Origin of the sequence: Anabaena sp. CCY 9910, assembly GCF_963920875.1 — a bacterium.
Classification (GTDB): Bacteria; Cyanobacteriota; Cyanobacteriia; order Cyanobacteriales; family Nostocaceae; genus Trichormus; species Trichormus variabilis.
Genome location: NZ_CAWUDJ010000165.1, coordinates 1 through 220, shown reverse-complemented (window position 1 = coordinate 220; position 220 = coordinate 1). Strand labels below are relative to the sequence as shown.

Annotated in this window: 1 protein-coding gene; it reads left to right on the top strand. The window is 61.4% G+C overall.

The window, feature by feature from the left end; translation table 11 throughout:
- On the top strand, positions 1-220 hold a 220-nt coding region (locus tag ACM5QX_RS29700), incomplete at both ends, for a TonB-dependent receptor (protein ID WP_414756784.1).

The following is a 220-nucleotide window of genomic DNA, read 5'->3' as shown; positions in this document are numbered from 1 at the left end:
AGCGCGCGCCCAATATCCAGGAGCTCTACGCGCGCGGCGTGCACCTGGCGACCAACACCTATGAGCTAGGATCGGTGGACCTGAAGACCGAAAGCGTCGTTTCTCTGGAGGCCGGGATCAAGAAGACGCAAGGCCAGACCACCTTCGGCGTCAGCGCCTATCGCTATGCCTATGACGGTTACATCTACGCCGACACCCTGGACCGGTTCGAGGACTTCCG